The following is a 20,086-nucleotide window of genomic DNA, read 5'->3' as shown; positions in this document are numbered from 1 at the left end:
TGCAATTTAAAGCCTGTCTGATTCCCATGGCATCTCATTGTTATTGAAGGGGATAGTGAAATTGCTTACCTTTTGCTGTCGTTAGTTTTTGCTTAATTTTGGCTAAACAATACGAATGATTTGCTGTGTTTGATGTTGTACCTCAGGTGTTTGTTGCATGTAGTGAGTGTGGCGTGGTCTTTATCCAATAAATGCGTTTAAACACGTCGGGGAAGGAGTATTTTAATTTAGAAAGACTTACTAGTTGGTGCGCACTTAGGAAGACTATCACGGTAAATCTTGCCATATTTCCATTGCTTCTAAAACTTCCAGTAAATGGGCGTGTTTTGTCATAGATGTTTCTGCGCCGGCATCTACAAGCGCATTAGAATGACCAAAATAACTGTGTGACCCGCCAGTAAATCCAATAACTCGCATGCCCGCTGCTTTTGCAGCATGCACACCGTGGATTGAATCTTCTATAACGACGGTGTTTCTTGGTTTTGCGTCTAATTGTTGTGCAGCGAAGAGGAAAACGTCAGGGGCCGGTTTGGTTTTTCTTGTCCCGACCTCTGGCGCAGAAAATATTTTATCTTTATTGTTAAAAAGGTCATAAAGTCCAACGGTGGTGAGCATTTCTTTTATATCTAGGCTTGCGGCATTAGAACAAATACAATAAGGGTAGCGGGATTTAATGGCTTCTATCGCTTCTTTTATACCATCGATAGCTTGTAATTCATCTTTAATTTTTGACCGGAAAAGGCCTCTCATTTCATCTAAAAGGTGGGCAGAAATCGGTTTCTCTATCTTTTGTTCGATTTTTTTCAAAATATCAAGAAAAGTCAATCCTGCATAAAGTTGTCCAAATTCTTCAGTTGATATTTCGTATCCTGTTTTCTTTAGCAATTGAGACCCAATTTTTGCTGAGAGATATTCAGAGTCCACCAAGACTCCATCACAATCAAAAACAACAAGATCTATTTTAGGCATGAAATGTTCCTTTACATGTTACTGTATCTCAAAAAAAAACGCACGAAGAGGATACCAAGGAGGTTTTCGTGATAAAAGGATACTCCAAAGCTGATTCCCATCCGTTTTATGAAAAAAAGATACGCCAACAGCATAGTTGAGGAAAGAAAAATAAAAATTTGCGGATGTAGAGCGGATTTATTCTTCGTGAGAGAAAAAACGAGCATCAATTTTAAACGAGCTTAACGATACATTTACTCTATTTTGTGAGTATGGGCCAGAAATGCGAGCCTATAAAGCATTCTGGTTATGTGGCAATTTTAGTTTGTTTCGTTGGGTATTTTATGACAGTTCTTCAGCTTAAAAAAGATTCGGTTTGTACTTCCACTTCTCCACAGGCGCTATGGCGTAATACAATCTTAAAAGGAGACTGTGTTGCGGTACTGGAAAAGCTTCCAAAACATTCGGTTGATATGATTTTCGCGGATCCCCCTTACAATTTACAGTTAGAGGGTGCTCTGTATCGTCCGGATCATTCTCTGGTTGATGCAGTTGATGATGAATGGGATCAATTTGAAAGTTTTGCTGCATACGACGCTTTTACGCGCGCGTGGCTTCTTGCTTGCCGTCGTGTGTTGAAACCTAATGGAACACTTTGGGTTATAGGATCCTATCACAATATTTTCCGGGTTGGTACAGCGTTGCAAGATTTAGGCTTTTGGGTGCTCAATGATATTATCTGGCGTAAAAATAATCCTATGCCTAATTTTCGAGGGCGTCGCTTTCAAAATGCTCATGAGACATTAATTTGGGCCGTTCGTGATTCAAAGGATAAAAAATATACGTTTAATTATGATGCTTTAAAAGCTGCAAATGAAGACACCCAGATGCGTTCAGATTGGCTTTTCCCTCTCTGTACAGGTGCTGAACGTTTAAAGGATGAAGCAGGCCGTAAGTTGCATCCAACACAAAAGCCACAAGCATTGTTAGCGCGTATCATTATGGCTTCTAGCAAACCAGGCGACGTTATTCTTGATCCGTTTTTTGGTTCGGGAACTACAGGTGCTGTTGCCAAGCATTTGGGGCGTGATTTTGTAGGTATCGAACGTGAACAACACTACATTGATGCCGCACGGGAGAGAATTGCGGCCGTTGAACCATTAGAGAGACAAGAGTTGACAATTTTTTGCAGAAAAAAGGCAGAACCACGTGTGGCGTTTAGTGGTCTGCTTGAATCTGGTTTATTACGTCCCGGGGAGGTTCTTTATGATAGGAAAAAGCGGGTATCTGCTGTTGTGAGAGCTGACGGTACTATAACGAGCGGCAGCGAATCTGGTTCTATTCATGCAGTTGGGAGAAAGGCTCAAAATTCGCAGAGTTGTAATGGTTGGACGTTTTGGTATTACGAGGAGAATGGGCGGTTAAAGTCAATCAATGAATTAAGATCGGTAATACGTTCGCAGATGTTAAAAATGGGTATTTCATAGAACTCATGCTCCATAAGTCTAAAGAGATGCGTTCACATTGAGTGGGTTGTTTTTTTGTGCGGGTATCTATTTCGATTCAAAAGAATGAGGGATTGCCGTAGAAATGGCTTTTTTCATGACAGTGGGGAGTGCTTCTTCTGCAAGATGATTGATGTCACACCACCAGCCGTTTTTGGTTTTTGTCTCATTGATGCCATCGATATAGTATACGTCGAGTTTTAGAGAAAAATGGGTAAAAACATGAGTGATTTGCCCTTTGAATTGCCAGTTAGCGGCAAAGGGGGCGCTTTTGAGTCCGTCTCCTTGGTCCCTTCCGATAGTGTTAGGGATTTGAGTCATTCCACCGAGTAGTTTTTCACCTTGCCGCTTTTCTAAGTAGATTTGGTTGTTTTCATTAAGGATAATGAAAGCAACGCCGGCTTTTGAAGGGCGCTCTTTTTTAGGAGCTTTAACTGGGAAAGATTCCGCTTTTTGCATTTTTTTAGCTTCACATAAATTTTGAAGAGGGCAGAGCGGGCAAGATGGTTTTCTTGGTCTGCAAATTGTTGCACCCAGATCCATCATGGATTGAGCGAAGTCGCCGGGGCGGTTTAACGCGATAATTTTTTTTACTTTTTCCCTAATTTCAGATTTTGCTTCAGGTAACACTGAGGTAATGGCAAATAAACGGGTGATGATGCGTTCAACGTTACCATCAATGACAGCTACGGGCTGGTTAAAGGCGATTGCGGCAATGGCTGCCGAAGTATAATCTCCAATGCCTGGTAAAGTGCGCAGCGTTTTGACAGACCGTGGAAATTGTCCTCCGTAGTCTTTAATAAGCTGCTGAGCGCAATTTTTGAGATTTCGTGCGCGAGAGTAATAGCCAAGGCCAGCCCACGCTTTCATAATATCGTTTTGTGGAGCGTTTGCCAAAGAAGGGAGATCTGGCCACAATTTTAAAAATTTTTGAAAATAGGACTTAACTGCTTCGACGGTTGTTTGCTGCAGCATGACCTCAGATAGCCAGATTTTATAAGGGTCAGGGCGGATGCCTTGTGCTTGCTCTCTGGGAGTAATCCGCCATGGCAGGTGCCGGTGTTTTTCATCATACCAAGAGAGGAGGAGCAGTGAAATTTCGTGCATAATTGCCCTTGATTGTAGAAAGGTGTAGAATGCGAAAAAATTTGTTTCTAAATTTATAGCTTGTTTTTGTTTTTTTATCATGAACTTTTAGATTAAGTGAGTTCAGTTGTCATCGATGATTTACCAATTCTGGGAGGGAAAAGCTCCTTAAATGGGATTGTTTGGGTTCGATAATTATTCTGGTGATAAGCAAAAAACAGGTGGGAAGATCGTTTTAAAGATATTGGCTTAACTCTCTATTTGGGAACTCCATCTGAAACGGTTTGACTCAATTTCACGCGAACGCTAAGACCTCAACGCGGCATACACGAAGCGCTGGTTGCCAAATTGCAGAGAGAGTATCTGGCGAATGTGCGGCGCCGCTCGGTTATTTGGAAATGTTGTGTTGATCGATGCAAAATTTTTGCTTCTGCAAGATTCATCGTTGCATATGGAGAATTTGCTGCGTTGAAGTTGGTTTGTGAAACAGACCCTATTCGTGTTTCTGCCGCTTGTGCCGAGAGTTGGGTGAAGAGGCAACCACCGTTTTCCGTTCGTTGTTTGCTGACAAAGATACTGGCTCCGAGTGAAAAAGATAAAAAAATGCAATGAAATCTCGCGAGAATTACGGATAAAAGCTCCCACTCACCATTTCGCGAATTTGGTTGTTGCATTTTCGAAGAAAAAAATAATAAATAAGGCTGAATAATGCACAATAAACCACTATAAACTGAGAGAATGTTGAATTTTCGTCCGTTTAGTAAGAAAAGAGAAGTATTTATGGTAGATGGTCGTTCTTTTATATCTTCAGCGATAATTTTTGTTTTAACAGTAACTGCGCAAATAGGTCCAGCAGCTTCCTCGTCTGCTGGACCTAAGCCGGTTGCAGTTGTTGATATGGGAAAGGTTCTCCAATCGAGAAAGGTAAAAGATAAGGTTGAGGGAGAGGAGAATGCACCGGTAACAATCGTTGAATATGCTTCGTTAACGTGCTCTCATTGTGGGTATTTTTATAATGGTGTATTGCCAAAAATTCGCGAAAAATATATAAAAACGGGGAAAGTCAGGTTTATTTTCAGAGATTTTGCTTTTGATCCTCGAGCGACTGCGGGGTTTATGTTAGCGGAGTGTGTGCCGGCGGATCGTTATTTTCCTTTGATTGAGGTTTTATTCCAGAGACAGCAGGAATGGGCTTGGGGGCGGGATGCTTTGACGCCGTTGAGAAAAATTGGCTTCATGGCAGGCCTTACTGAAGAAGGTTTTAATGCTTGTTTGAGTAATCAGTCCATTTTAGATGAAATCAATGCGTCTTTTGAACGCGGGAAGGCTCTTGGTGTTACGGTTACGCCCACCTTCTTCATTAACGGCAATAAGTATGAGGGTGCGATGGCTGCGGAGTCTTTCTTTTCGGTGATTGATAGTTTTCTTTAAAAGATGGACGTTAATTTTCTCGGTTGTTATTTTCTTGCTTCAGGGAGAAAAAGGTTTCGCGTATCACTGCTTTTGAGGATTAAGTTTGGTCATATGATGTTTTGATATCAATGATAGGAGGAGTTGCGTGGCGACAAAATGGGTTTACAGTTTTGGTGATGGCAGTGCAGAAGGAGACATGAGCGAGCGCAACCTTCTCGGTGGAAAAGGGGCGAATTTGGCTGAAATGAGTAATCTTGGGTTGCCTGTGCCTCCTGGATTTACCCTCACGACGGAGGTTTGTAATTTTTATTATACGCACAATAAATCTTATCCAGAAGGGCTACAGAAAGCTGTTGAACAGGCGCTTAGACAGGTTTTTGAGCAAACGGGGCGTGAATTCGGTAGTAAAAAAAGGCCTCTCTTACTTTCTGTTCGTTCCGGAGCTCGGGATTCTATGCCGGGGATGATGGATACAGTTCTTAATCTTGGCATGAACGATGAGACTGTCAAGGCAATTGCTCTGCAAGCTAATGACGAACGCTTTGCTTATGATAGTTATCGCCGTTTTATCCAAATGTATTCTCACGTTGTGTTGGGGTTGGATCATTCGTATTTTGAAGAGCTTCTTGATGAAGCAAAAGTGCGCGGTGGTTACGATATTGACACGGAAATGACGGCAGCTGACTGGAAGAATATTATTGTTTCTTATAAAGCATACGTTGAAGAAAAATTGGGAAAACCTTTTCCACAAGATACTGAGCAACAGTTGTGGGGTGCAATTGGAGCGGTTTTTTCAAGTTGGATGACCGCGCGTGCGGTTACTTACCGCCGTTTACATAATATTCCCGAAAATTGGGGGACAGCGGTTAATTTGCAGGCGATGGTGTTTGGAAATATGGGGGAGGATTCAGCAACGGGTGTTGCTTTCACGCGTAATCCTTCCACAGGAGAAAAAGAGCTTTATGGTGAGTTTTTGGTTAATGCGCAAGGTGAAGATGTCGTAGCAGGAATTCGAACTCCTCAAAATATAACGGAAAATGCGCGTGTTGCTGCGGGTTCAAGTAAATCGTCTTTAGAAAAGATCATGCCAGGAGCTTTTTCGGAATTATGTCAGATATCTCAAAAACTTGAGAGACATTATCAGGATATGCAGGATCTTGAATTCACAATTGAAAAAGGCAAGTTGTGGATATTGCAGACTCGTTCTGGAAAACGGACAGCGCGCGCAGCTTTAAAGATAGCGACTGAGATGGTTGAGGAGGGATTGATAAGCCGTGAAGAAGCAGTGATGCGAATTGATCCAAAATCTCTCGATCAACTTTTGCATCCAACACTTGATCGTAAGGCAGCGCGTTTTGTGGTGGGGCGTGGTCTTCCTGCTTCTCCTGGGGCGGCAACGGGTGAAATTGTTTTTACTTCGGAAGATGCAGAGACTGCGTCTAAAGAGGGTCGTAAGGTTATTTTAGTACGCACAGAAACAAGTCCAGAAGATATTCATGGTATGTATGTTGCAGAAGGAATTTTAACGACGCGTGGCGGTATGACAAGCCACGCTGCTGTTGTTGCGCGTGGTATGGGGAAGCCCTGTGTTTCTGGTGCAGGGGGTGTACGAATTGATTACGGTACAGGCACAATGTTCGCTTCAGAACAAAGTTTTAAAAAGGGCGATATTATTACGATCGATGGAGGAAGCGGGGAGATTTTTAGGGGAAAGGTTGCTATGTTACAACCTGAACTTTGTGGAGATTTTGCAAAGTTGATGGAGTGGGCCGATGAAATGCGGCGTATAAGAGTTCGGGTTAACGCTGAAACGCCTTCTGATGCAACCATGGGTCGCTCTTTTGGGGCTGAGGGTATTGGCCTTTGTCGTACGGAGCACATGTTTTTCTCTGGTGAGCGTATTATCGCTGTGCGTGAGATGATTTTGAGCGACGATGAGAATGGGCGTCGTAAAGCTCTGGATAAGCTTTTGCCAATGCAGCGTTCGGATTTTACAAAATTGTTTGAAATTATGTGCGGTTTGCCTATCACTATTCGTTTGCTAGATCCCCCGCTACACGAATTTTTGCCAAAGACGAGTGCGGAAATTTCTGAAGTTGCGACAGCTATGGGAGTTTCTTCTGAAGTGCTCAGTGAGCGTGTTCGGCAATTGCATGAATTTAATCCTATGTTGGGATTACGGGGATGCCGTTTGGCTATTACTTATCCTGAAATTGTTGAAATGCAGGCTCGTGCAATTTTTGAAGCTGCGGTGGAGGCCGCTAAAGAGTCTGAATCATCTGTTATGCTTGAAATTATGGTTCCGCTTGTTGCGTTAAAATCTGAGTTAGATTTTGTGAAGGCGCGTATTGATGAAGTTGCTAGCGAAGTAATGAAGGAAAAGGGAAGAGATATTCAATATGTAGTGGGGACGATGATTGAACTTCCTAGAGCGGCTATTCGGGCGGATGAGATTGCTGAAACTGCAGAGTTTTTTTCATTTGGGACAAACGATCTGACACAAACCACTTTTGGTATTTCACGCGATGATGCCGCTCCCTTTTTGGCGACTTATTTTCAAAAAGGGCTTTTAGAACAAGATCCTTTTGTATCCATCGATCGTGATGGTGTAGGAGAGCTTATCGCTATTGCTGCGCAGCGCGGGCGTTCACAGCGCGCAAAAATTAAATTGGGGATTTGCGGTGAGCACGGAGGCGATCCTGCTTCTATTGCTCTGTGCGAAGAAAATAACTTAGATTATGTTTCGTGTTCTCCTTTTCGAGTGCCGATTGCGCGCTTAGCGGCGGCGCAGTCGTCGATTGCAAGAGGACAGAAGATTTCTGAGATATTTTCACCGTGCGGTGATTGAAATTTAGGAGAATAAATCTTTGTTCGTTTCTTTTTTACTTTGTTGAAGGGAGAATAAGATTCTTGAAAGTACAGTGTCCGCTGGTTGCACGCATTAAGAGGAGTAAATCGTATCCTTAATGCGTCGTTTGCGAAGGAAGGTGTGTGATGCGGGGTGGCGTGTGTTTATGGTTGGCTTATGTTTGTCGTTTTACATTTTATTAATGCTGGGGGGCTGTTCAATTAAACAAACCAATTTCGCGCATTTTTGCTAAAATCGTTTTATCAATCTTCCCTGTTATAGGAAGATTAAATGCTTCTTGAAATTGTTTTACAGCGTCCGTTGTCTTTTGATCTTCCACACCCGTGATAGCTACTTCTTGGTGACCGAAGGCACGCAGAGCTTTCTGTACTTGCTCAATTTCGGCAATAGGATGCTCTAAATTGGTTCCTTTTGGACGAAGTAGGCTTGTTGTCATTTCTATCTCGCTGCGTTTAATTATTTCTGCAATCTCATCTGTCTTTGCTGTTGATGAGATAGCGTTTTGCATTCTGCTAGCAGTTTGTTGTTTCCGTAATGCTATTGCACGACGCGTTTTAGGTCCATCTATTCCATCTAAAGGACCGTCATAAGATTCTGGTTCTGCTAACTTTTTTTGCATGTTGGGTATGGATTGTGTAGGTGGGTTGGTGTGCAGATTATCTAAAGGTTGCGTGAAGCTGGTGTAAACGCGCGTACGAAGGTTTGTTCCCTTCGTGGATAAAGTCGTGCGTCGTTCTGCGTTTGACGCAAATACGGACTTCGTTTTAACCAATATATCTTGATACGCCACTAATTGTAAAAATAGAGCATTAACTGATATGAATCCAACGCTAATGGTGAAGATAATAATTCCAATAAAAAAAATAGTATTTTTTTTCGCAAAGAAATAAAGTTTTCTTACCAACCAGAAGAGCAGACGGCAGATTATGAAGAAAAATGTTACGACAAAACTTCCTCTTGCACGTTGTTTTGCAGGTTTTACTTTGCGAGATTTTGGTTTTTTTGTCATTATTTTATTTTCTAGTTTCGGTTTCTTATTGCAAAAGAAATAAACATAGACCACCTACGTTTTAGTCAGAGAAAAAAAACTGTGTCATCATTCTTTATCTACAAAGCTACAAAAACGAGTGGTCTGTCTCACTAATGTATAAGCTTGTGGATCAGCAATGGCCTTCACCTATTTCTTCCAATTTTCCATTTTATGTTGCGTGCATTTTTAAGTACATGCAAAGACAGAATTGTGCTACGCATCGCTGTCTCCTCTGCCCTCAATTGCGCCCCTATGTGCAATCTAAGCCTCGTGGATACAGAACGCGAACAAACTGACACCACCTTTACGCTCATACCCCGTACTTCTCACATCTGAAATTACGTCGGAACATTTTATAATGCCGTTTGGTTGGTGGCAATACGGTCAGTGGTATACAATATCTCTTCCAAACATCCAATGTGCAGGCCAGCCCGCGCTTTCAAAAAACGGCATCGATGCTCGGCGTTTGTATTATTTCAATGTTTTGTGTTGGTATAAATTCACTCTACTGATATCCAATAAATTTTGTAAATTTTAGAAAGAGTTACCTTCAAAATGTCTGCAAGATAACGAGCAACTTTATTAGTTTTTTTGACCCTATATTTAAGCCTCCTTATATTTTCTAATATTGAATTTCCGGCAAGAACGTGATCCGTACGTATACAGCTTCTTACATAAATTTTAATCGATAAATGATCCATTTTATAGAATGATAATTGTATAAATTTTTTATAAAGAAGATAGGGTGTAGACTGTGGTTTTGTTTCATCTGCAATTATGATACATTGGCTGCCTATGATACGCTTTTTGGTAAAATTGTCGTTTTTTTTATTTTTTGTTTTTGTCACCATTTCGTTCTTTGTGACAAAACCAGATAGTGATCATCCTTCTGCTCAAAAAGGTCAAGATACGAGGGCGGGTGATGTATTTACTGCTTTGAAAGAAGTTTTAGGTGACTTGGGGGCATTTTGTGAACGTAATGTAGAAACATGTGAAAGGGGGAGATCCATTTTAAGTTCACTTAGTGAACGTGCATATCATGGAGCAAAAGCAGCTTATGAATATCTCGGACGGTATGTTGAGTGACAAAATGCGGTTTTATGGGAAAATGCAGGAAGGTTCGTATAACAGAATACATAAGCGATGGTGCTAATTTGAAACAAAAGCTTACATATTTGCCATTGGCTTCATACTGAGCGGGGGGTGTTTTTTCACAAAATAAGCCAACGTGTTCGTCAAATTAAACAAAATCAAAATAGGTATGGGGTTATGGTGGAAACGATTGATGACATTATAGAGAATTTTTCTCTTCTTGATAATTGGGAAGATCGCTATCGTTACGTAATTGAACTTGGTTATGAATTACCACCTTTTCCGGAAAGTGCTAGGAACGACGCTCATAAGGTTTCCGGTTGTGTCAGTCAAGTTTGGCTCTTGTCTTCACATGATCATTCAGAAAATCCAATACTAACATTTCAGGGTGATTCTGACGCTCATATTGTGCGCGGACTTATTTATATCCTCCTTGCTTTCTATTCTGGTAAAAGAGCTTCTGAAGTTTGTAGCGCTGATGCTGAAGGGCTCCTCGAGCGGCTCGGTTTGAGCGAAAATCTTACGCCACAACGATCAAATGGTCTCAAATCAGTGATAAGACGAATCCGCAACGAAGGTATTCTACAAGCACCATCCCCCTCACAATGATAATGATACACGGGAACTGCGAGAAGAATATTTAGGAAAAAAATCCTCCCTTACTAAGTGTATACTAGATTCCATTATTCTCTGAGAAACACAGCTACTTGATTTTTTTCTGTTGGCTTTTGCGTCCAAGCCCCATTTCCTTCGCTAAAGCCGAACGCGCTTTAGCATAATTAGGTGCAACCATAGGATAAGAACTATCTAATTGCCATTTTTCACGATATTCTTCAGGCAACATCCCATAATGCGTCATAAGGTGACGTTTCAAGGATTTAAATTTCTTCCCATCCTCGAGGCAAATGAGGTAATCCGGAAATACTGATCTCTTCGGGTTGACGGCAGGCCTCTGCTTCTCAACTTCAACCTCTGCTAACTCCGTATTCCCCATTTTAAGGAAAGCAGCATGAACATCGGCGATTAAATTGGGCACTTCAGTCGGTCGAATTGAATTATTACTCACGTAAGCAGCGACAATATCAGCAACCAATGTAATAACTAAATTGCTTTCAGCCTCTAAGACTGGGCGATGTTCCATTCTTATTTCCTTTAAGTTAAAATCGACACATCATTCGCATTCACACTCATGATACAGAGATCCCATGCACGTAGATTTCATATTGTACAAAAATCTTTTTTGTCAATTCAATTATTTTATAAAATCGCTTAAACACAAAAAAATCAAACAAATTCCTCTTTTTTGTCATAATATATAATAAGAAAAATTGAGATATATCCTTTTGTATTATAGTTTTGTATTGCAGAATATCATAGCTAAAAATAGAATATATTGTGGAATTAACTAAATTATATTTACTCTAAAAACAGATTTACTATATAGAGAACTACAATATACAAAATAAGTCTTTCATTTTATATATTATTATTACAGCGTATGCGTTTATTCTAAAAGAATTAACTCTGATATCGCGAAATGAGCTCTTACAAGCACGAAAATCTGCTCAGAGGATTTTAAGATTTCAGTAAAAATACAGAGAGTAAAGCAAAAAAGAGAAGTGTAGATAATAAACGCAGGGAGTGATAAAAAAATTAACATTGGCATAGCTACAGTCACATATCAGTACAATTGCAGAGGGTAGTTTCTTCCCTAGATTGTAGCGCCACCATTCTGGGCGCATTCAGAGTGTATATGCTTGGTAGCCGATTCTACCAGTTTGAAAAAGTATGATTCCATCACAAAAGGTTTGCATTTTTTATTCTATCCACCATTATAATGATGTGGTATTTGCGGAAGCAGCACTTATGGTGCGCGTGATGTACAGAGTTTAGGGCACTGCTGCCGCGCTTCGTTTCGGTTACATCTTTTGCAACTGGGTGAAATGCGTGGGTTTATTGTGTTGATTTGGGATGATTCTGATACATAAACTAAATGAAACCATTGATATTTTAATGTAGGATCGTGTATGACAGGCTCATCTGTGTTTCCCCCTAAAGCAAAAAAAATTATCCATAAGGAAGTGTATCACGGTATTTGTCGTGATGATCCTTATCATTGGTTGCGTGCTCCCAATTGGCAAGACGTTTTTAAGAATCCCGATTGCCTTGATGAAAGTATTCGACGTCACCTTGAAAAGGAGAATGCTTATCAAGCATTTCAAATGGATGATACAAAGTCGTTACAAGATTTGCTCTTTACTGAAATGAAAGGTCGTATTCAAGAGAATGATAGTTCTGTTCCTATAAAGCACGGACCTTTTGCATATGGGTTTTCTTATGTCACAGGGGGGCAGCAGCCACATTATTTTCGTACATTAAGAAATGGAGGAGAGAAAAAAGTTTACCTTGATGGTGATGCTTTGGCTGAGGGTAAGGATTATTTCAATTTCGGTTCTGTCCAAGAATCTCCTGATCATACGCATGTTGTATGGACCTACGATGACAAAGGGTCTGAATTTTATGTAGCTAGAGTCCGCAATTTGGAGACATTGTCTGACTGTTCGGATATGATTATTGATGTGTCAGGGCAGATTGTGTGGGATGCGAAGTCTGAAGGCTTTTTTTACACTAAGCTAGATAAAAATCACCGGCCTTCTAGGCTCTATTATCATCGATTAAATACTAATCAATCGCAGGATAAGCTTGTTTTTTTTGAAGATAATTCAGGTTTTTTTCTACGCGTGAGCGGTTCTAAGTTGAATGATGTTATTTATATTACTCTTAGTGATCATGAAACATCGGAAGTTTGGATTATTCCGGCTGAGGCTCCTTTGACGACTCCGGAATGTGTACGGAAGCGACAAAAGGGTGTGGAATATTCGCTTACTGAGGGCGGTGATGTTTTCTATATTTTGACTAATTTAGATAATGCTAAAGATTTTAAGATTATGGTAGCGCCGTATTCATCTCCGCAATCAGAAAATTGGTCAGAGCTTGTTCCACATCAGCTTGGGCGTTTGATTGTATCTCATGATGCTTATGAAGATTTTATCGTATGGCTTGAACGTTTTGATGGGCTTCCTCGTATACAGATGATGGAGCTTGCTACAAGAAATGTTCACTCTATCGCTTTTGCAGAAGAGGTTTACTCTTTGGGTTTACAAGGTGCAGCAGAGTACAATAGCTCAAGCATTCGTTTTTCTTATTCGTCTATGACAACACCTGATCAGGTTTTTGACTATGAGGTGAAAAGCCGCACACGTACGATTTTAAAAACGCAAAAAATTCCTTCCGGGCATAATCGAGACGAGTATGTGGCAAGACGTATTATAGCACTTGCAAACGATGGTGAAAAGATTCCTATTTCGCTTTTTTATCACAAAAATACCACTCTTGATGGTAGTGCGCCTTGCTTGCTTTATGGTTATGGTGCTTATGGAATTTCCGTTCCCAGCAGCTTTAATAGCAACGTGCTTTCCCTGGTGAACAGGGGGTTTATTTATGCGATCGCCCATGTTCGCGGAGGAAAAGAAAAGGGTGTTGAATGGTATGAAAAAGGAAAACACCTCTTTAAATGTAATACATTTACAGATTTCGTTGCTTGTGGACGTCATCTTGTAAATAATAAATTTACTGCTCACGATCGGTTGGTCGCTCAAGGGGGGTCAGCGGGAGGTATGCTGATGGGCGTTATTGCAAATATAGCCCCACAGGATTTTGCCGGAATCGTAGCGAATGTGCCCTTTGTTGATGTTTTAGCAACTATGTTAGATGCTTCGTTGCCATTAACACCTCCAGAGTGGCCGGAATGGGGAAATCCTCTTGAGTCACAGGAAGATTATAATCTCATCGCTTCCTATTCGCCCTACGATAATGTTAAACCTCAAAGATATCCCTCTATTCTCGCTATTTCTGGATTGACTGACCCCCGTGTGACTTACTGGGAACCCACAAAGTGGGTAGCAAAGTTACGGGATTTAAAAACAGATGAGAATATAATTTTACTGCGCACTAATATGGATTCAGGACACTCCGGTGCAGCAGGACGTTTTTCCAGGCTGGAAGAGACCGCATACATCTACGCGTATATCCTAAAAACAGTGGGAAAAACCGAAAAGAGCTCTTGTTAGCTGCAGCATTTCTCCTTTTATAAAAGGCTCCATAATTTGACGAAAATATGGAGCCTTTAAGAAATTGTCGTAGATAATTTAAAATCCGTAACCTTCATAAAGTTGCAAAACATAATCCCAATTGATTAGGTTATCTACGAAAGCTTCGAGATATTTTGGACGTGCGTTGCGATAATCGATGTAATAAGAATGCTCCCATACATCTACGCCTAAAATAGGTTGAGCGTCGTGAATTAAGGGGTTTTCACCGTTGGGTGTTTTTATAATTTCAAGCTTTCCGTTTTTTACGGCAACCCACGCCCATCCGGAACCAAACTGAGTGCCGGCAGAAGCGATAAAGTTCGCACGAAATTCGTCATAACCACCCAGATCAGATTCAATGGCTTTTGCCAATTTTCCGGGCAGCTTCTGACCGCCACCATTTTTTTTCATCCAACGCCAAAAATGATCATGATTGTAGTGCTGAGCTGCATTGTTAAACAAAGCAATATTCTGTTTGAAACTCTTCTTTATAATATCTTCAAGGCTTTCGTTTTCTAAGCCTAAATCTTTTACAAAATCGTTTGTTTTAGTAAGATAAGCAAGGTGGTGTTTATCATGGTGGTATTCAAGTGTTTCGCGCGACATATAAGGCGAAAGAGCATCGTAATCGTAAGGCAATTCGGCCAATTTAAAAGCCATTTAAAAATCTCCTCAATTTTAGTTTATTCAATTCACTCTACAAACCTAATTTGCCATCTGTGGCATCTAAAAGCAAATGCTGAATATCTGTTTGATTTAGTTTTAATAATTCATCCATTTGTAAGGTATCTGTTTGAGAATACGCTTTTTTCAATTAATAAAAATATCGTTGTTTTACACAATTTTTCTTCTTAAGAGTTTTCGCATGTGTTGTTCTGCAGAAATTATAATTGTTTTTCAATAAAAGTAAAAAGTGAATCCAAACAGCTTTGGGCACTCGCTTTGATAATCGGATACTTGTTTGAATGTTGTGCAGGATTCCTTTATCCATTTTGCAAAGGTTGTTCTCGTTTGTTCATTTTTGGGCGCGCTGCAGCTTGTATCATAACATTTTAGATCGATTGCTAACAGCCAGATTCTGCGCATGTTGATTCAAAATAGAATTCATTTCCGATATTCTTTATACACTATTGATTTAATTCATCGATATAACGGGAAGCGCTTTGATATGCTGGGTTTTAAGTCTTTAAATGCCAAAAAAGTGGTTTTATTAACTACATTTATGAATTATAAGCTTTGTATTCTGCTCCGTCGGTAAACATAAATGGATAAAATAGTGAAATACGACAAAATAAAAAAACTTACGGGTGATTGTTACTTGTCCAGGGGGCGAGCTGAATGTTCATTTTTGCTGCGGGTTTTGTATGAATTGCACGATACTAATAGAATTTCAAATTTTATTGATGAAAAAGCATGAGCTTTAATTTTCAGATGTTGCGTGCAGTCTCAGGAATCGCTATAAGATGCGAGTATTGGTGCGGTCTTTTTTGGGGTATAGCCAAGCGGTAAGGCACCGGTTTTTGGTACCGGCATTCCCTGGTTCGAATCCAGGTACCCCAGCCAGCTTTGGAGAAGTTTGTTGATTACACGAAGGTTGGATTCTTGGATTCTCTGATTTTGTTGGTTTGCTTTTCTCAATCTCGAGTTTTAGGGATTTTTGGGTTGCTTATGTTATAGGCCTTCTTCCTGTTTGTTCTTGATAGGGGGTATTGGTCCGTCCGTGGTTCGGCTGGAGGTGCTTTCGGTTGTGGGGGGTGTTTGGGTTTATCCTATGGGCGTTCGCTAGTTCGTTTGTCCATATGTCCTTTTTCTTTATTTTCGCTGCATCATAAGCTCTGTACAGCAGGTTGGGTACTTGTTTCCAGACTCTTTGCCGCTTTTACTGCAAGTGGATATTTGTCGTTAACAATAGTGCTTTCGCTAATTCTGGCAAAATGGTGGTATGAAAATCCGTTTGATATTGGCTTTTTCCTGTTTTTTAATGGACTACACTGTTTGCTGTATTTTTCTTCTTAACGTAGACTGCGTCAGTGTGACATAATTTCACATATAAAAGCTCGTCAATTTAGGGACACCTCACAGATATTGCACGGACGTGCATTGTTGTGTATTTATTGGCATCATGTACGGATTATTTCGGTCTAAAAGGTTATGGCGATTTTATTTATGCAAAAAGCGGGATTTTCATTTATAAAGCTATCCGATTACTGAATTGAAGAGATTCACTAAAGCTGTTAAAGGGCAATTTTTTGCCGTAGGAGTGAGACGCCTTCGTTATAGCATCGAGCATGTTCTTCTCTCTCGATTCTTTTGCAAACACAACCGCACGGCAGGGTATACCTGCTTTCTGCTCCGTGGGTATTCGCGCGACTATAAATTGGAGGGACATTCTACAGATTTTCCGTGTTCCACGTTTTTTGGTTCATTTTATAGCAAGTGCAACTGTCAGAAAATTCCTTCGGTTTATGGGTTTCGAATATTTTCCACTGTGGTTTATTATTAATACGTACATAAAAAATGATTATGTTTACAATAAAAAATAAAGGTTCAATTGCGTGCTGTTAGATAAATGATATCTATAGCTCCCATTATTTTTAGAAATAAAAGACATTGGCTTTTACCGAGCTTTTGCACATTTTCTGTTACAAAATATATAGAAAAATTCCTTGTTTTACGCTTTAATTTTCTGTCTGCGATATCATTGAAGCATTTCGGGTTAGGTTAAATAAAGCGAAGACTGTAAAACTTTAACTGCAGAATCAGAATGTATTTTAGAAAATTTTGTTGAAAAACCTTCTTGAAGTCTCACAGGAGATGTGTGCTTTCCCGCCTTTTGAAAGGCGGGAAAGGGGTCACACCGTATTTGTTACCGTGATGACCACTCGTTTGCCAAGGACGGCCAAAGCTCGCTCCAATGTTTGAAGCTTGGTCGGATAATTTGGATCGAGAATGCGTCTTGCCTGTGTTTCTTTCTTACCTAGACGGTTGGCTAATTCTCTTTTTGTGATATCAGCTTCATTAAAAGCTTCTACTACTGCTAATTTGAGAGTATTCCAGGCATCTACCGTCACCGTTATGAGGTTTTTATATTGCTTCGGTGTGGGCAACGGCACATTATCCATACAGTAACTACGTAACGCTAGCCCCAAAGCTTCGGCGGCGTTTTCCAACGCTTCAGCTCGATTTGCTCCAGCCGTTACTGCTTCCGGAATGTCTGGGAAGGTTACTATAAAGCTACCATCTGGGTCAGCTTCGAGTTTTGCGTGATATGTATACTCCATTTTTCTTTCCATCTTTTTTGTTTTTTTTGTGTCACACGTACATATTTGAAGCGGGGGGCAATAAAAGCAATCGGAGATTCATATTTTTAATTGCTTTTTTACGTGATCCAGGGCTGGTTTATCATATTTCATGATGGTTGCTGTGTTTCATAAAGTTACCAAATATTGTGATATTTCATCTGCATTAGGACTTTTGTGGTAAACTTCTCCGATGGTGCCCTTTAAGGAACGATTCTTGCTTTATTCGTGTATTCTGTTAGATTGTACAGAGTGAACAATGCACGAAAAATCTGAAACATCTTTTAAAGGGATGGTTGTTGGATCGTGATAAACAGAAAGAAAAATTGCGAAAACAAAATCAGAACATAATCTATAAAAATCCCCTTTTTTTGCAATATCGTAGATCTCTTTGTTTAAAAGTATGAGAAATATTGTGGTTTTTTAGTACGGTTGAGGTGATCATTTTTTATCTTCGTCCTGCTTGAATATTTTATTTGAAATAGATAATTTTTTTTCTCAAAGAATATAAAATATGTTCGATAAGGTATTGGTTCATTGGGTATCTTTAGGTTTTCATCGAAAGGAAGACGGTGTCTTCTATGGTTAATGTGGTAAATTTTTCGTGGCTGTTTTTGATAACAAACAGGCGAAATGTTAGTCAGAAGATAGAAAAAATACAGCGGTATTTTGTGGTGATTGTTTAGTCTTGTTTTTATCGAGGGTGCTTTTTTGTGTTCCAAAGCAGAAGAAAAGTTAGCGTTGGATGACGGTTGTGGACGCATAAACGGCGAGACGAAACGATACTAACTGCTGCCGCTAAGGCCGTCGCCTTATTGCGACTGGAAGGCAGGTTGCGTTTCCTTGGTGTAAAGAAAAGCGAGCAACACCCCCACCGGGAGCATTCTTCATAACATGCCGCTCAAAAATAGGCACAGAACCACGCTCCGCCCGCACTGACGATATTACTTTTTTATTGAGGAAATACGGCAAAAAGAAAAAAATTTAAAAATGTGGAGAGCTGTGGATTAAGATAAGCGGGAAAAACGGATATGTTTTGTGTGTTTAAAACGCTGCATATTTTCCGAGCTAATTGACAATCAAGGACGTGTGTTGGATGCGCCCGCTTGATTGATAAGGTATAAGAAACCGCCGGCGCCTACAGCAGGGAACTCGTCCTGCTTAGATGCAAGCAAGATGTGTCAGGGGGGGAACCCAACCAAAACCGATGTAATCTAGAACAAACGTATCTACAAGTTAGAAATGATCATTTATTGCGTACGAAGCCTTATCGAGGTTCTTCTCTGTGGCGGAAAATGTTTTCATTTTCTGATGATGAATAAGAACAACGGAAAAAATATACAAAATCACAATTTTCTTTTTTGTGTCAGCAGTGCATGAAAAATCACGCATTGTTGTAATGTGCAGTTCTGTGTCGGCGAGATTCTGTTTAAAATTAAAGCAAAATAAAGCCTTCAACATCTTATCAATTATAAAAAATATTTGGATCATCTCACGATCGGCATTCGCTTGTCTGTTTATTCCCATTCGCATTAAGACGCCCGAAAATCAGCCATTTTTTCAGATACAATTTTGCTTCTCTGTCCTATAAGCGGGGCAACGAAGATATTTCTGTATCGAGCGCATCCATAAAATCTATAATAAAAGCAGCGTTTGCACCAAAATCTTTTGGCGTGTAGCGTGAGGCAGAGCGCATATCAACGAAGATCGTATCTCCTTCATTTTTTAAGCGAATCATTATATCTGAAATGAAGCCAAGACAGAGAGTTTTTGCTATTGCTCCAATATAAAGCTCATCTTCTTCACCGGAAAACTTTTGTTGATCTAGCATAGGCCAATTATGAGCATCTAAGACATTGAGAACCGACTCTTGAATGCGTTCAAGCGAGCCATCATAACGACGTCCTGACATTTCTGGCCATTTTGATATTTGCAATGCCGCTTGTTTGGTTAAGATACTCTCAAGTGGCAGAGCATCATCGGGACGAATGGCCTGAAAAAAAGATGGTGGCTTTTGTGTATCAGTAGAAATATCGTAAACAGCAGGTGATAAAAACCAAAGTATGAAAAATAATGCTAATGGTACGGCTGTGATTAACGAATACACAATTCCTCTTAAAGCTTTCATCCCGCCCCGAGAACCGTACATCCACAAACTTTGAAGTGCTTTTGCACCGAGAAAGATAGAAATAACGACAAAGAAAAAAGAAATTTTTATCAAAGCCATGAACTCAGCTACGTATATTACAGAAAAGCGCTGTAAAAGTACCGAAAATAATAAAATTAGGAACGCCAATCCGCCAAAACGGGGAGACCACACTGCTGCTTTTGAGTTTAATCGAAAATATCTTTTTTTCACTGAGTTCTCTTTTCATAAACCGTTGATTGTAAGTAAAGGCTTTTTGGGATTCGTGATTCTACGATCTTGCAATTTGGTTATAAAGGTAAAGCACTTATTTCGAGGGGCAAGGATGTTCGCAATGTCGGTTTCCCGATAGTTAGGCAGTTGATTCCTGCGGGGAGTTGTTATTCCCTCCATAAGTTTTTGTGTAATTGACTAATTTTTACGGAAAATTTTGGCAACTAGGTATGGATAATTTCGCGTAGATATGTGCTGTTGAGAACTATTATCTAGAATTTTTTGCTTGCTATTTTACATCGTGATTAACAGCTAATTTGCTCTGAATTATTTT

General features: G+C 40.1%; 14 protein-coding genes and 1 tRNA gene. 7 read left to right on the top strand and 8 right to left on the bottom strand.

Annotated features, from left to right (window positions below; translation table 11 throughout):
- Nucleotides 1-267: 267 nt before the first annotated feature.
- Nucleotides 268-969: an HAD family hydrolase gene (locus tag WCP75_RS00730; RefSeq protein WP_336276342.1), complete on the bottom strand. Its 702-nt coding sequence runs from the start codon at nucleotides 967-969 to the stop codon at nucleotides 268-270.
- 323 nt (nucleotides 970-1,292) lie between these two features.
- On the opposite strand from WCP75_RS00730, the gene WCP75_RS00725 reads away from it, so the two are divergent.
- Nucleotides 1,293-2,435 (top strand): site-specific DNA-methyltransferase, encoded by a 1,143-nt coding sequence (locus tag WCP75_RS00725; RefSeq protein WP_336276439.1) that lies wholly within the window; start codon nucleotides 1,293-1,295, stop codon nucleotides 2,433-2,435.
- Between the two features lie 66 nt (nucleotides 2,436-2,501).
- Here WCP75_RS00725 and mutY read toward each other — a convergent pair whose 3' ends face one another.
- Complete coding sequence (gene mutY / locus WCP75_RS00720; RefSeq protein WP_336276341.1) at nucleotides 2,502-3,560, bottom strand: A/G-specific adenine glycosylase; 1,059 nt, start codon at nucleotides 3,558-3,560, stop codon at nucleotides 2,502-2,504.
- A 759-nt stretch (nucleotides 3,561-4,319) separates the two neighbouring features.
- On the opposite strand from mutY, the gene WCP75_RS00715 reads away from it, so the two are divergent.
- Together WCP75_RS00715 and ppdK are read left to right on the top strand one after the other, a co-directional pair.
- The gene (locus WCP75_RS00715) at nucleotides 4,320-4,970 is read left to right on the top strand and encodes a DsbA family protein (protein WP_336276340.1); all 651 of its coding nucleotides are present in this window, start codon (nucleotides 4,320-4,322) and stop codon (nucleotides 4,968-4,970) included.
- Between the two features lie 127 nt (nucleotides 4,971-5,097).
- On the top strand, nucleotides 5,098-7,800 hold the full coding sequence (ppdK, locus tag WCP75_RS00710) for a pyruvate, phosphate dikinase (RefSeq protein WP_336276339.1): 2,703 nt from the start codon (nucleotides 5,098-5,100) through the stop codon (nucleotides 7,798-7,800).
- Nucleotides 7,801-8,017: 217 nt separating this feature from the next.
- On the opposite strand, the gene WCP75_RS00705 is transcribed toward ppdK, so the two are convergent.
- Together WCP75_RS00705 and WCP75_RS00700 are read right to left on the bottom strand one after the other, a co-directional pair.
- On the bottom strand, nucleotides 8,018-8,884 hold the full coding sequence (locus WCP75_RS00705) for a peptidoglycan-binding domain-containing protein (protein WP_336276338.1): 867 nt from the start codon (nucleotides 8,882-8,884) through the stop codon (nucleotides 8,018-8,020).
- Nucleotides 8,885-9,351: 467 nt separating this feature from the next.
- Nucleotides 9,352-9,702, bottom strand: coding sequence for a hypothetical protein (locus WCP75_RS00700; RefSeq protein WP_336276337.1), 351 nt, complete (start codon nucleotides 9,700-9,702; stop codon nucleotides 9,352-9,354).
- Between the two features lie 10 nt (nucleotides 9,703-9,712).
- On the opposite strand from WCP75_RS00700, the gene WCP75_RS00695 reads away from it, so the two are divergent.
- Nucleotides 9,713-9,937, top strand: coding sequence for a DUF5330 domain-containing protein (locus tag WCP75_RS00695; protein WP_336276336.1), 225 nt, complete (start codon nucleotides 9,713-9,715; stop codon nucleotides 9,935-9,937).
- Nucleotides 9,938-10,120: 183 nt separating this feature from the next.
- The gene (locus WCP75_RS00690) at nucleotides 10,121-10,552 is read left to right on the top strand and encodes a SufE family protein (protein WP_336276335.1); all 432 of its coding nucleotides are present in this window, start codon (nucleotides 10,121-10,123) and stop codon (nucleotides 10,550-10,552) included.
- Nucleotides 10,553-10,646: 94 nt separating this feature from the next.
- Here WCP75_RS00690 and WCP75_RS00685 read toward each other — a convergent pair whose 3' ends face one another.
- A complete protein-coding gene (locus WCP75_RS00685) occupies nucleotides 10,647-11,084 on the bottom strand; it encodes a Ros/MucR family transcriptional regulator (RefSeq protein WP_336276334.1) in 438 nt (145 codons plus the stop codon).
- An 886-nt stretch (nucleotides 11,085-11,970) separates the two neighbouring features.
- Between WCP75_RS00685 and WCP75_RS00680 the strand changes: the two genes are divergently transcribed.
- On the top strand, nucleotides 11,971-14,073 hold the full coding sequence (locus WCP75_RS00680; RefSeq protein WP_336276333.1) for a S9 family peptidase: 2,103 nt from the start codon (nucleotides 11,971-11,973) through the stop codon (nucleotides 14,071-14,073).
- 78 nt (nucleotides 14,074-14,151) lie between these two features.
- On the opposite strand, the gene WCP75_RS00675 is transcribed toward WCP75_RS00680, so the two are convergent.
- The gene (locus tag WCP75_RS00675; protein ID WP_336276332.1) at nucleotides 14,152-14,754 is read right to left on the bottom strand and encodes a superoxide dismutase; all 603 of its coding nucleotides are present in this window, start codon (nucleotides 14,752-14,754) and stop codon (nucleotides 14,152-14,154) included.
- Nucleotides 14,755-15,582: 828 nt separating this feature from the next.
- On the opposite strand from WCP75_RS00675, the gene WCP75_RS00670 reads away from it, so the two are divergent.
- Nucleotides 15,583-15,657: transfer RNA gene (locus tag WCP75_RS00670), tRNA-Gln, on the top strand.
- Between the two features lie 1,289 nt (nucleotides 15,658-16,946).
- Here WCP75_RS00670 and WCP75_RS00665 read toward each other — a convergent pair.
- Nucleotides 16,947-17,375 carry a type II toxin-antitoxin system HicB family antitoxin gene (locus WCP75_RS00665; RefSeq protein WP_336276331.1) on the bottom strand — a complete coding sequence of 143 codons (429 nt, stop codon included), beginning with the start codon at nucleotides 17,373-17,375 and terminating at the stop codon, nucleotides 16,947-16,949.
- 1,603 nt (nucleotides 17,376-18,978) lie between these two features.
- A complete protein-coding gene (locus WCP75_RS00660; RefSeq protein ID WP_336276330.1) occupies nucleotides 18,979-19,752 on the bottom strand; it encodes a DUF1499 domain-containing protein in 774 nt (257 codons plus the stop codon).
- Between the last annotated feature and the right edge of the window lie 334 nt (nucleotides 19,753-20,086).

It is taken from the genome of Bartonella numerosa (assembly GCF_037070845.1).
In the GTDB taxonomy this organism is placed as follows: Bacteria; Pseudomonadota; Alphaproteobacteria; order Rhizobiales; family Rhizobiaceae; genus Bartonella.
Note: the sequence above shows the minus strand (reverse complement) of the source record. Positions and strands in the feature narration are given on the sequence as shown.

Coding starts and splice junctions, on each gene's coding strand:
- WCP75_RS00715 (WP_336276340.1), top strand. CDS start 4,320: ATGGTAGATGGTCGTTCTTTTATATCTTCAGCGATAATTTTTGTTTTA.
- WCP75_RS00665 (WP_336276331.1), bottom strand. CDS start 17,375: ATGGAGTATACATATCACGCAAAACTCGAAGCTGACCCAGATGGTAGC.
- WCP75_RS00725 (WP_336276439.1), top strand. CDS start 1,293: ATGACAGTTCTTCAGCTTAAAAAAGATTCGGTTTGTACTTCCACTTCT.
- mutY (WP_336276341.1), bottom strand. CDS start 3,560: ATGCACGAAATTTCACTGCTCCTCCTCTCTTGGTATGATGAAAAACAC.
- WCP75_RS00730 (WP_336276342.1), bottom strand. CDS start 969: ATGCCTAAAATAGATCTTGTTGTTTTTGATTGTGATGGAGTCTTGGTG.
- WCP75_RS00680 (WP_336276333.1), top strand. CDS start 11,971: ATGACAGGCTCATCTGTGTTTCCCCCTAAAGCAAAAAAAATTATCCAT.
- WCP75_RS00700 (WP_336276337.1), bottom strand. CDS start 9,702: ATGGTGACAAAAACAAAAAATAAAAAAAACGACAATTTTACCAAAAAG.
- WCP75_RS00690 (WP_336276335.1), top strand. CDS start 10,121: ATGGTGGAAACGATTGATGACATTATAGAGAATTTTTCTCTTCTTGAT.
- WCP75_RS00685 (WP_336276334.1), bottom strand. CDS start 11,084: ATGGAACATCGCCCAGTCTTAGAGGCTGAAAGCAATTTAGTTATTACA.
- WCP75_RS00675 (WP_336276332.1), bottom strand. CDS start 14,754: ATGGCTTTTAAATTGGCCGAATTGCCTTACGATTACGATGCTCTTTCG.